This window comes from Pseudomonas sp. RC4D1, assembly GCF_018390395.1.
GTDB lineage: Bacteria > Pseudomonadota > Gammaproteobacteria > Pseudomonadales > Pseudomonadaceae > Aquipseudomonas > Aquipseudomonas danubii.
Genome location: NZ_JAHBAW010000001.1, coordinates 846,344 through 858,191 on the forward strand (window position 1 = coordinate 846,344; position 11,848 = coordinate 858,191).

Consider the following 11,848-nt stretch of genomic DNA (forward strand, 5'->3'; position numbering starts at 1 on the left):
TTGATCCTTAAAGGAGTGCGGCACATGTCAAAAGGGCATTCGCTACAAGACCCTTACTTGAATACATTGCGTAAAGAGAAAGTTGGGGTTTCCATCTATCTGGTTAACGGGATCAAACTGCAAGGCACGATCGAGTCCTTCGACCAGTTCGTTATCCTGCTGAAAAACACCGTCAGCCAAATGGTTTACAAGCACGCTATCTCTACAGTGGTTCCAGTTCGCCCAATTCGTCTGCCTAGCGCATCCGAATCCGAACAGGGTGACGCTGAGCCAGGTAACGCCTGATAGGAGTCTCCTTTGTTCTTTGAGCGCCACGGTGGTGGTGAACGGGCCATTCTCGTTCACTTGGATGGTCAGGACCCTGAGGCGCGCGAAGATCCGCAGGAGTTTCAGGAGCTGGCATTATCGGCCGGCGCCGAGACCGTCGCGTTTGTTAGCGTGCCGCGTCATCGGCCAACCGCCAAATACCTGGTTGGCAGCGGCAAGGTCGAGGAATTGCGCGATCTGGTCAAAGCCGAACAGGTAGACCTGGTGATTTTCAATCACATCCTCACGCCCAGTCAGGAACGTAACCTCGAACGTGTATTCGAGTGTCGCGTGATTGATCGCACGGGTCTGATTCTCGATATCTTCGCTCAGCGCGCACGCACTCATGAGGGCAAGCTCCAGGTAGAACTGGCACAGCTTGAGCACATGAGCACGCGATTGGTTCGTGGCTGGACTCACCTTGAACGGCAGAAAGGCGGTATTGGTCTGCGTGGTCCGGGTGAGACTCAGTTGGAAACCGACCGGCGCCTGCTGCGAGTGCGTCTGCGGCAGATCAAGGCGCGTCTGGAAAAGGTTCGCAGCCAGCGCGAGCAGGCTCGTCGAGGCCGTAAGCGTGCCGACATTCCTTCAGTTTCGCTGGTGGGCTACACCAACGCTGGCAAATCCACGTTGTTCAATGCTGTCACCGCGTCCGATGTATTCGCCGCCGACCAGCTGTTCGCTACCCTCGATCCGACTTTGCGCCGCTTGGAGCTGGATGATCTGGGGCCGATTGTGCTGGCTGATACCGTTGGTTTCATTCGCCACCTACCGCACAAGCTGGTGGAGGCGTTTCGGGCTACCCTCGAAGAGTCCAGCAACTCCGACTTGCTGCTTCATGTGATCGATGCTCACGAGCCCGAGCGCATGGCTCAGATCGAGCAGGTGATGGTGGTACTGGGTGAGATCGGGGCTCAAGACTTGCCGATCCTGGAGGTCTATAACAAACTCGATTTGCTCGAGGGTGTGGAGCCGCAGATTCAGCGCGATCCCGATGGCAAGCCGCAGCGTGTCTGGTTGTCGGCCCGTGATGGCCAGGGGCTTGATCTGCTCAAGCAGGCCATTGCGGAGCTGCTGGGTGAAGATTTGTTCGTAGGCACCTTGCGCTTGCCTCAGCGTTTTGCTCGACTGCGAGCACAGTTTTTCCAGTTGAACGCTGTGCAGAAAGAAGATCACGACGACGAAGGGGTCAGTTTGCTGGCCGTTCGCCTACCGCGGGCCGAGTTGAACCGGCTGGTCAGTCGCGAAGGTCTGCAACCGTCGGAATTCATCGAGCAACACACTTTGCAATAAAAGCCTGGGCATGCGGTTGTGCCGCTGTAGCAGGCATTCTGTAGCATTGGTCGGCGCGCCGTGGGTGCGTCTTTGCTTTATCAGATGGAGAGCGCTATGGCTTGGAATGAGCCGGGTGGCAACTCGAATAATCAGGACCCTTGGGGTGGTAAACGCCGCAATAATGGCGATCGCAAGGGGCCACCAGATCTCGACGAGGCCTTCCGTAAGCTGCAGGAAAGCCTGAATGGGTTGTTCGGTGGTGGTAAGAAACGTGGTGATGACGGCGGTAGCTCCGGCAAGGGCGGTGGTTTCGGCTTGCTGGGCATTGGTCTTGTCGTGCTGGCGGCCGTGTGGCTGTACAGCGCGGTTTATGTAGTCGATGAGCAGGAGCAGGCCGTGGTGCTGCGCTTCGGCAAATACTACGAAACCGTCGGCCCGGGTCTGAACATCTACTTCCCGCCGATCGATCGCAAGTACATGGAAAACGTCACGCGTGAGCGTGCCTACACCAAGCAGGGGCAGATGCTCACCGAGGACGAGAACATCGTCGAAGTGCCGCTGACCGTGCAGTACAAGATCAGCAATCTGCAGGACTTCGTGTTGAACGTTGATCAGCCGGAAATCAGTCTGCAGCATGCAACCGACAGCGCCCTGCGCCATGTGGTGGGTTCCACCGCCATGGATCAGGTGTTGACTGAAGGTCGTGAATTGATGGCCAGTGAAATCAAGGAGCGGTTGCAACGCTTCCTCGACAACTACCGCACTGGTATCACCGTGACTCAGGTGAACGTACAGAGCGCAGCTGCACCGCGTGAAGTGCAGGAAGCCTTCGATGACGTGATCCGAGCTCGTGAAGACGAACAGCGTTCGCGCAACCAGGCTGAAACCTACGCCAACGGTGTTGTGCCGGAGGCTCGTGGTCAGGCTCAGCGCATCCTCGAAGATGCCAATGGTTATCGCGACGAAGTGGTATCGCGGGCCAAGGGTGAGGCTGATCGCTTTACCAAGCTGGTTGCCGAGTACCGCAAGGCTCCTGAAGTGACTCGTCAGCGCCTGTACCTGGACACCATGCAGGAAGTCTTCAGCAATACCAGCAAAGTTCTGGTAACCGGCAGCAAAGGCGGGCAGAACAACCTGCTCTACCTGCCGCTGGACAAGATGATCGACAGTGGTCGTAGCGGCGGTGTTCCGGCAACGGGATCAGCGTCTGCGACCAGCAATGAAGCGAATGCGCGCGCCGCTGCGGAGCACATGCAGCAACAGCAGCAGACGCGTTCTAGGGAGAGTCGCTGATGAGCAATAAATCGCTGATCGCCCTGATCGTGGGCGTTGTCGTGGCGGTGGTTGCCTGGAACAGCTTCTACATCGTCGCTCAGACCGAGCGCGCGGTGTTGCTGCAGTTCGGTCGTGTGGTCCAGGCTGATGTCCAGCCTGGCCTGCATGTGAAAGTGCCCTATGTGAATCAGGTGCGTAAGTTTGATGCGCGCCTGATGACCCTGGATGCACCGACACAGCGCTTCCTGACCCTGGAAAAGAAAGCCGTCATGGTGGATGCCTACGCCAAGTGGCGAGTGAAGGATGCTGAGCGCTTCTACACCGCGACTTCCGGTCTCAAGCAAATTGCCGACGAGCGTCTTTCCCGTCGTCTGGAATCGGGCCTGCGTGACCAGTTTGGTAAGCGCACCCTGCATGAAGTGGTTTCCGGTGAGCGTGATGCGCTGATGGCGGATATCACGGCTTCGCTGAACAGGATGGCGGAAAAGGAGCTGGGTATCGAAGTGGTCGATGTCCGGGTCAAGGCCATCGATCTGCCGAAGGAAGTGAACCGCAGCGTGTTCGAGCGCATGAGCACCGAGCGTGAGCGTGAGGCTCGCGAGCACCGTGCCAAGGGTAACGAGTTGGCCGAAGGTATTCGTGCTGACGCTGATCGTCAGCGTCGCGTGCTGCTGGCTGAAGCCTATCGCGAGTCTGAAGAGGCGCGCGGTGATGGTGATGCTCAGGCGGCGGCGATCTACGCCAAGGCCTACGGCCAGGATCAGGAGTTCTACGCGTTCTACCGTAGCCTGCGTGCCTACCGTGAAAGCTTTGCAAACAAATCCGACGTCATGGTTCTGGACCCAAGCAGCGACTTCTTCCACTACCTGGAAAAGTCCAAGCCTTGATCAGGCCCTGATCCTTGGGCACCCCGCCGGGCGGCTAAAATGCCTCGCGGGGTGATCCTTTGGGAAAACGGGTGTATGATGCGGCAGCCGGGAAATTCCCGGCTTTTTTGCGTCTGCATCTTTGATTGGCCGTGGCTCGTTCAAGAGCTCGGCAAGATTTTTCGAGGAAAATAGTCTGTACAGCTGATTCCTGGCTGCCTGTCCGGCTGAGCTCGCGTCGGATGCGACTGTTTTCTGCTTCACTCTAAGGCTGGCCCCAGGCTTGCCGCCCGGACCATAGGGGAATGGCGTAATGGCAACGGTAGACCGCTGGCTGCTGCCAGATGGCATCGAAGAAGTATTGCCGCCGGAAGCGGCGCGCATTGAAGTGGCGCGTCGTCAGGTGTTGGATCTGTTTCAGAGTTGGGGTTACGAGTTTGTCGTGACTCCCCATATCGAATACCTGGAATCCCTGCTGACAGGTGCCGGCCAGGACCTGGATCTGCGTACCTTCAAGGTCATCGACCCGCAGTCGGGTCGGCAGATGGGGTTCCGTGCCGACATTACGCCACAAGTGGCGCGAATCGATGCCCACACCCTGCGTCGCGAAGGGCCGAGCCGCCTGTGCTATGCCGGCAGCGTGCTGCATGCTCAGCCGCGGGCCTTGTCGTCCTCGCGCAGCCCGATCCAGTTGGGCGCCGAGTTGTACGGCGACGCCAGCCCGAGCAGCGACGTTGAGGTCATCAGTCTGATGTTGGCCATGCTGCAGTTGGCCGATGTGCCGGATGTGCACATGGATCTGGGGCATGTGGGCATCTACCGCGGCCTGGCCCAGGCTGCCGGCCTGTCCGGTGCCGTGGAGCAACAATTGTTCGATGCCCTGCAGCGCAAGGCGATCGATGAAGTCATCAGCCTGACCCAGGGCCTGCCGGCCGATCTGGCCGACATGCTGCGCTCCCTGGTGGAGTTGTGTGGTGGCCGCGAAGTATTGGGCGATGCTCGCCGTCGCCTGGCGGGTGCGCCGACCTCGGTGCTGCTGGCCCTGGATGAGTTGCTGACGATCGCCGAGCGCTTGTCGGTGCGTTTCCCTGACTTACCGTTGTATTTCGATCTGGGCGAGCTGCGGGGCTATCACTACCACACGGGTGTGGTGTTCGCGGTGTTTGTACCGGGCGTGGGTCAATCCATCGCCCAGGGCGGTCGCTACGATGACATCGGAGCCGATTTTGGACGTGCCCGTCCAGCGACCGGTTTTTCTACCGATTTGAAAACCCTGGTGACCCTGGGGCGTGCTGAGGTCGAGCTGCCGTCTGGTGGTATCTGGATGCCTGACAGCACCGACGCGGCACTCTGGCAGACCGTCTGCCAGTTGCGCAGTGAGGGTCAGCGTGTCGTTCAGGCTCTGCCTGGGCAACCTTTGGCCGCCGCCCGTGAAGCGGACTGCGACCGGCAATTGATTCAGCAGAATGGGCTTTGGCAAGTATTGCCGCTGGCTTCTTGAGTTTTCCTGCCGGCGGCTGCCGGCACCAAGTTTGCGCGAATGAGGACAAGTGTTATGGGTAAGAATGTCGTAGTCCTGGGCACCCAGTGGGGTGATGAGGGCAAAGGCAAGATCGTTGATCTGCTGACCGAACATGCCGCCGCCGTAGTGCGCTACCAAGGTGGCCACAACGCTGGCCACACTTTGGTAATCGATGGTGAGAAGACCGTCCTGCACCTGATTCCGTCCGGCGTGCTGCGCGAAGGCGTGCAGTGCCTGATCGGTAACGGCGTAGTGGTAGCACCGGATGCCTTGATGCGTGAAATCGTCAAGCTGGAAGAGAAAGGCGTACCGGTGCGTGAGCGCCTGCGTATCAGCCCTTCCTGCCCGCTGATCCTGTCCTATCACGTAGCCCTGGACCAGGCCCGCGAGAAGGCTCGTGGCGAGCAGAAGATCGGTACTACCGGTCGCGGCATCGGCCCGGCTTACGAAGACAAGGTTGCCCGTCGCGGGCTGCGCATCGGTGATCTGTTCCACCGCGAGCGTTTCGCCGCCAAGCTGGGCGAGTTGCTGGACTACCACAACTTCGTGCTGGTCAATTACTACAAAGAGCCGGCCATCGACTTCCAGAAGACGCTGGACGAGTGCATGGAATACGCCGAGCTGCTCAAGCCGATGATGCTCGACGTCACCGCCGAGCTGCACCAGCTGCGTCGCGCCGGCAAGGACATCATGTTCGAAGGCGCCCAGGGTTCGCTGCTGGACATCGACCACGGCACCTATCCGTATGTCACCAGCTCCAACACCACCGCTGGCGGCATCGCCACCGGTTCGGGCGTAGGCCCGATGTACCTGGACTACATCCTGGGCATCACCAAGGCCTACACCACTCGTGTGGGTTCGGGTCCGTTCCCGACTGAGCTGTTCGATGACGTCGGCGCTTTCCTGGCCAAGCGTGGCCACGAGTTCGGTGCGACTACCGGTCGTGCCCGTCGTTGCGGCTGGTTCGATGCCGTGATCCTGCGTCGCGCCATCGACGTCAACAGCATCTCGGGCCTGTGCCTGACCAAGCTTGACGTACTGGACGGCCTGGAAACCATCAATATCTGTGTTGGCTACAAGAACCAGGATGGTGCAGTCATCGACGCGCCTACCGACGCCGACAGCTACATCGGCCTGGAGCCGGTGTACGAGCAGATGCCGGGCTGGAGCGAATCGACCCTGGGTGCCAAGACCCTGGAAGAGCTGCCTGCCGCTGCTCAGGCCTACATCAAGCGCATCGAAGAGTTGGTCGGCGCGCCGATCGACATTATTTCGACGGGCCCGGACCGCAACGAAACCATCGTTCTGCGCCATCCGTTTGCTTGATAAGTCGTTGATGTAAAAACCAAAGGGCCCTTGATCGGGCCCTTTGTCGTTTCTGTCCGCCGTGCGGCACGACCCTTGCTGTGAAACTCGCTTCTAGAGTGCCATCAGAATAATGGCGCCAAAAGTAGAGGGATTTCCTGTGTCGGCCGTTCTCTCACTGTTACAAAGCCGTTTACTGCGGCCTGTGTTCGTTACTCTCGGTATCGCCCTTTTGGTGCAGGTAGTGCTCGCCGTTGCCCTGACTCGGAGCACGGTGACTGCCCTGGAGGCCGATCTGGCTGCGCGTTTGGGTGTTGATAGCCAGAAGTTGTCTGGCGAACTCGAACAGGCGGGCAAGGAAGTCACTTCCAGTCTGGAAAGCCTGTCCAGCAGCACGCGTCAGCGTCTGACGGCAGGGCTGTCTTCGCGTCTGAAGGAAGAGCAGGTTCAGCTGCGTGCGGCGCTGGAGAAGGACCTTAAGGACTCCGCCAATGATATGGCCCAGTTGCTGGCCTCTGTGGCGCCTCGTGCCATGTGGGACAGTGATGTGCCGACTCTGTCCGAGTTCGCACGGCGTGCCCAGCGTAACCCCAACGTACTGTTCGTGGTCTATGACGATGCAGCAGGTGAGCATCTGACTCGCTATCTGAATCGTGAGAATCCGATCAACAAGGCCCTGTTGGAAAAGGGCAAGGGCGACCGGGCCTTGGACAAGGTTCTGGATGCCGCCAAGAACGATCCTTCTGTCTACTACCTTGAGGCGTCGATCAATCCTAATGGAGTGGAAATCGGCAAGGTGCTGATGGGGGTGTCCACGGCTTCGGTAGAGGCAGATATCGCCGCCTTGGATCAGCGCTTCGGGGCATTGATCGCCAGCAGTGACCAGTTGGTTGGAGACAGTCTCAAGGGAGCCTCCGCCGACAGTTCGGCGGCCATGCGCTCGCGCTTGCAATCGGCTCAGGCCACTGCCGCGCAAATGCAGGCCAATACCGCAAGCACGGTGCAGGAGGCTGCGGCCACCTTGCGCTGGCAGATCGGTGTTGGCCTGGCGCTGGTGGGGTTGGCCCTGCTGCTGTTGCTGGCGGTAGTGTTGGGGCGGCGAGTGGTGAACAAACTGCATCTGTTGATCACGGCTCTCAACGACTTGGCAGCGGGCGAAGGGGATCTGACCAAGCGCGTGCCCCTCAACAGCAATGATGAAATTGGTGATATGGCCTCGGCGGTGAACCGCTTTGTGGATAAGTTGCAGCCCATTGTGCGTGAAGCGGGCGATGTGGCGCAGCGTACCGGTGTGGAGATTGGGGCTATGAGCCTGCGCAATGCTGGGGCGGATGCAGCGGCTGAGGCGCAGCGTGACGAAGTGGCCGAAAGCTTGCGGGCGCTATCGCAGATGGCTGATGAGGCCCAGGCGGAAAGCCAGGCGATGCAGGCGGCGCTGCAGCAGGTGGTGGAGATCCGTCAGGCCACTGACGAGAACACCCGCACTTCGGAGCAGGTCGGCAGCCTGATCGAAGCCCTGGCCGGGCAGGTGGATACCGGGGCCAAGGTGATCGAGCGCCTGGCTCAGCAGAGCGAGCAGATCGAGGTGGTGCTGACGGTGATTCATGGCATTGCTGAACAGACCAACCTGCTGGCGCTGAATGCGGCGATCGAAGCAGCGCGCGCCGGTGAAACCGGGCGCGGGTTTGCCGTGGTGGCGGATGAGGTGCGAGCCCTGGCCAGCAAGACCCAGAGCTCCACAGGCGATATCCAGGCCCATATCGGCGCGTTGCAACAGGGCGCGCGAGAGGCGGTGGCGGCTATTGGGCAGGCCGGCCGTCAGGCCAGCGAGGGTTTGCTGGTGCTGCGTGACAGTGTCCGCCTGCAGCAGACGGTGCAGTCTTCGGTCGAACAGGTGCATGCCGCGATTGGCTTGGCTACCCAGGCTGCGGCGCATCAGGCTCAGGGCGCGCAAGCGGTGCGGGGGCGGGTGGAAACCATTCATGCCCAGGCCGAGCGAGCGGCTCAGGCTGTGGTGGAGACCACCGCCAGCGGCAAGGTACTGGACAGCCTGGCGGCGCAGCTCAAGGCCAGTCTGGGGCAGTTCCGCGCTTGATCTTTCGCTGGCCGGCTGGCTCCTGCGTTACTTTGTAGGAGTCGGCGTGCCGGCGAAGCACTTCTCAACGGCTCAGATACATCCGCGTCGTCAGCAGATACACCGGCAGCCCAGACACCAGAATCAGCAGTGCTGCATAAGGTGCCGCGGCCGCAAACTCCACATTCGCGGTATGGGCCCAGACCTCTGTGGCCAGGGTATTCAGCCCGGTCGGGCTGAGCAGCAAGGTTGCAGTCAGCTCTTTCATCGCATCCAGAAACACCAGGGCGAAGGCCGCGCCCAGTGCTGGAAAGATGATCGGCAACGTCACCCGGCAAAAAGCACTGAATGACGACGCTCCCAGGGTTCTTGCCGCTTCTTCCAGTTGCGGCGCGGCCTTGTTCAGGGCGGTGCGGATGGGCGCCTGTGCCAGGGGCAGGAACAGCAGGGCATAGGCGATCAGTAACAGCGCCGAGGTTTGATACAGCACCGGCACATAGTGCAGGGCGAAATACACCAGCGTCAGGGCGATCACCAGGCCAGGCAGGGCATGCAACAGGTAGGGCAGACGCTCGGCCCAGATGGCCAGTCGTCCCTTGTGACGCACCACTAGCAGTCCCACAGGAACCGCCAGCGCCAGGCACAGGGCGGCACCGCCCAGGGACAGCGCCAGGGAGGAAAGCAGTGCTTCGCCTATGGCTGCCATCGGGAAAGCGGCCGATGAACCCACGGCCAGCCAGTAGGCAAGCATGCCCAGGGGAACGCCGCTGCCAATCAAGGCCAGTAGCAGGCAGTAGATTTGTCCGCCTGCGGACCAGCGTCCCAGGCGTACCTGTTCTGCATGTCGCGCTGCACCTTGGCCGGTGCGTACGTGACGCCCCTTGCCACGAACCCGCAGCTCTAGACCCAGCAGTATCAGGCACAGCACCAGCAGTACCGCCGAGAGCATGGCTGCGTTGGCGTTGCTGAACTCCAGCTCGAATTGCTGATAGATCGCCGTGGTAAAGGTTTGCAGGCCGATGATCGACAGGGCGCCGAATTCCACCAGCATGTGCAGGGCAATCAACAGGGCTCCTGCCAGTAACGATGGCCAGAGCAGGGGCAGGGTGATCTTGAAGAACACGCCCCAGCGATTTTGCCCAAGGGTGCGTGCGGACTCTTCGAGGGAGGGGTCAAGATTGCGTAGGGTGGCTGCCACTGGCAGGAACACTAGGGGGTATTTAGACAGGGTCATCACCAGGATCGCACCGCCCAGTCCTTCGAATCCGGCGCTCAGGGACACCCAGGTGAAGCTGCTGATGAAGGCCGGTACGGCGAAGGGCAGGCACAGCACTACGCCCCAGATCCGTCGCCCTGGCAGATCGCTGCGTTCCAGCAGCCAAGCCAGGGATAGGCCGATCATTGCGCAGGCGATGGTGACTCCCAGCATCAGTAGCAAGGTGTTGCTTAGCAGGCGGAATACATAAGGGCGCCACAGCAGGTGCAGTGCTTCGGCCCAGCCGGCTTGCCAGGCCTTGAGCCCGACATACAGCAGAGGCAGCAGGCTCAGGCAAACCAGTAGCAATACCGGCAGCAGCAGCCAGATCGATGGTCGCTTGCGCTTCGGCACGTAAGGCGTGCGCGAGGCGGGGGCGCAGAGTGGTGGACTCATCAGTTCAGGCCGACGTCGCGTTCCAGGTCCAGTGCTTCCTCGGCATTTCCGAGGTCGGCCGGGGTTACTTTCGGAGCCTGCAGTTCACTGAATGGCTTGAGGCCGCGATCCGACTTCATGCCTTTATGCAGTGGGTACTCGGCGGTGGTCTGGGTGATCACCCGCTGACCCTCTTCGCTGGCCATATAGGCAAGGAACTGTTGAGCTTCTTTCGGGTGTTTGCTGGACTTGAGCACTGCGGCGCTGGAGACCGTGATCAGGCCACCAACATCGCCGCCGGTGAAATAGTGCAGCTTCGAGTCCAGTTGACCTTTTTCCCGTTGCAGTGCGAACCAGTAGTAGTTGTTCACCAGGACGCTGGCCACTTCGCCGTTTTCCACGGCCTTGAGGGCTACCATGTTATTGCTATAGACCTTGCCGAATGCCCGCAGGCCGGTCAGCCACTCTTCTGCTGCATCCATGCCGTGCAATTTGATGATGGCCACGGCTTGTTCCTGGAAGGCGCCGCTGGTCGGTACGAAACCGACCTTGCCTTGCCACTGTGGCTGGGAGAACTCCATCACCGACTTGGGCAGGTCTTTTTCATTGATCAGTTTCGGGTTGAAAGCCACCACTCGCACTCGAGCGGTGATGCCGATCCAGGTGCCGTTGCTGGCCACGTATTCCTTGGGCAGGACGGCCAGGGTCGCGGCATCGGTCTGGGCAAGCAGGCCTTGTTCGCCCAGTTTGTTCAGGGGCGGGGACTCTTCGGTGTAGATCACATCAGCGGGGGAGCGATCGCCTTCTTCGACGACCTGGCTGGCCAACTGATTGCTGCTGCCCTTGCGCACGTTGACGTGGATGCCGGTCTTGGCTTCGAAGGCCTTGGCAACGGCATCGCCGACTTCCTTGTGCTGGCCGTTATACAGGGTCAGGGAAACTGGATCGGCTGCTTGGGTGAGTGGAGATGCCAGGGTCAGTCCCAGCAAAGTGATGGTCAAGCCACGCAGAAGGGATGTTGGAAGGAGGGTATTTCTGAACATCATTCGCAGGTTTCCTCACTGTAGTGCCGCAAAAACTTGTAACAATCATAAACGATATCGTTTCTCATGTGCGCTTTGCGGGTACGACGGCGGGGCGATGAGGCGAGGGAATACCTGGATGCAGAAACGCAAAAACCCGCTTTCGCGGGTTTTTGAGAGACTTGAAAGCGATGCTCTCAAGTTTGAATTGGTGCCCAGAAGAAGACTCGAACTTCCACGACCTTGCGGTCACCAGCACCTGAAGCTGGCGTGTCTACCAATTTCACCATCTGGGCAGTATCGACGTCGTTGCCGTGTCGATGGAGCGCACTATACGGACCGTGTTTTGATCTGTAAACCCCTGTTTTGGTTTTATTAAATCAAACACTTAGAATGCAAAAACCCGCTTTCGCGGGGTTTTGTTTGAGTCTTGAAATTGATCTAATCTCAAGCTCTTGAATTGGTGCCCAGAAGAAGACTCGAACTTCCACGACCTTGCGGTCACCAGCACCTGAAGCTGGCGTGTCTACCAATTTCACCATCTGGGCAGTATCGCTGACGTCTCCGTCGTCG

The 11,848-nt window shown here is 59.7% G+C and carries 9 protein-coding genes and 2 tRNA genes; 7 read left to right on the top strand and 4 right to left on the bottom strand.

What is annotated here, in order from left to right; translation table 11 throughout:
• Positions 1-24 precede the first annotated feature (24 nt).
• The 7 genes from hfq to KHO49_RS03890 all read left to right on the top strand — a co-directional run bounded on the left by hfq (position 25) and on the right by KHO49_RS03890 (position 8,644).
• Positions 25-285: an RNA chaperone Hfq gene (gene hfq, locus KHO49_RS03860; RefSeq protein WP_007921378.1), complete on the top strand. Its 261-nt coding sequence runs from the start codon at positions 25-27 to the stop codon at positions 283-285.
• 12 nt (positions 286-297) lie between these two features.
• Complete coding sequence (gene hflX, locus KHO49_RS03865; protein ID WP_102862910.1) at positions 298-1,599, top strand: ribosome rescue GTPase HflX; 1,302 nt, start codon at positions 298-300, stop codon at positions 1,597-1,599.
• Between the two features lie 96 nt (positions 1,600-1,695).
• A complete protein-coding gene (gene hflK, locus KHO49_RS03870) occupies positions 1,696-2,874 on the top strand; it encodes an FtsH protease activity modulator HflK (RefSeq protein ID WP_102862911.1) in 1,179 nt (392 codons plus the stop codon).
• Positions 2,874-3,743 carry a protease modulator HflC gene (gene hflC, locus KHO49_RS03875; RefSeq protein ID WP_102862912.1) on the top strand — a complete coding sequence of 290 codons (870 nt, stop codon included), beginning with the start codon at positions 2,874-2,876 and terminating at the stop codon, positions 3,741-3,743. The genes hflK and hflC overlap by 1 nt, the downstream gene beginning before the upstream one ends.
• A 292-nt stretch (positions 3,744-4,035) precedes the next feature.
• Positions 4,036-5,223, top strand: a complete 1,188-nt coding sequence (locus tag KHO49_RS03880) for an ATP phosphoribosyltransferase regulatory subunit (protein ID WP_102862913.1) — start codon at positions 4,036-4,038, stop codon at positions 5,221-5,223.
• A 54-nt stretch (positions 5,224-5,277) separates the two neighbouring features.
• Positions 5,278-6,570 carry an adenylosuccinate synthase gene (locus KHO49_RS03885; RefSeq protein ID WP_047283686.1) on the top strand — a complete coding sequence of 431 codons (1,293 nt, stop codon included), beginning with the start codon at positions 5,278-5,280 and terminating at the stop codon, positions 6,568-6,570.
• A 139-nt stretch (positions 6,571-6,709) separates the two neighbouring features.
• Positions 6,710-8,644 (top strand): methyl-accepting chemotaxis protein, encoded by a 1,935-nt coding sequence (locus KHO49_RS03890; protein WP_102862914.1) that lies wholly within the window; start codon positions 6,710-6,712, stop codon positions 8,642-8,644.
• A gap of 64 nt (positions 8,645-8,708) precedes the next feature.
• Here KHO49_RS03890 and KHO49_RS03895 read toward each other — a convergent pair whose 3' ends face one another.
• The 4 genes from KHO49_RS03895 to KHO49_RS03910 form a co-directional block, all read right to left on the bottom strand.
• Positions 8,709-10,274: an ABC transporter permease gene (locus tag KHO49_RS03895; RefSeq protein ID WP_213664641.1), complete on the bottom strand. Its 1,566-nt coding sequence runs from the start codon at positions 10,272-10,274 to the stop codon at positions 8,709-8,711.
• Entirely contained in the window at positions 10,274-11,299 is a 1,026-nt protein-coding gene (locus KHO49_RS03900; RefSeq protein WP_213664642.1) for an extracellular solute-binding protein, read from the bottom strand. The genes KHO49_RS03895 and KHO49_RS03900 overlap by 1 nt, the downstream gene beginning before the upstream one ends.
• Before the next feature lie 185 nt (positions 11,300-11,484).
• Positions 11,485-11,571 (bottom strand) — tRNA-Leu (locus KHO49_RS03905).
• Between the two features lie 165 nt (positions 11,572-11,736).
• Positions 11,737-11,823, bottom strand: a tRNA-Leu gene (locus KHO49_RS03910).
• Positions 11,824-11,848: the final 25 nt, after the last annotated feature.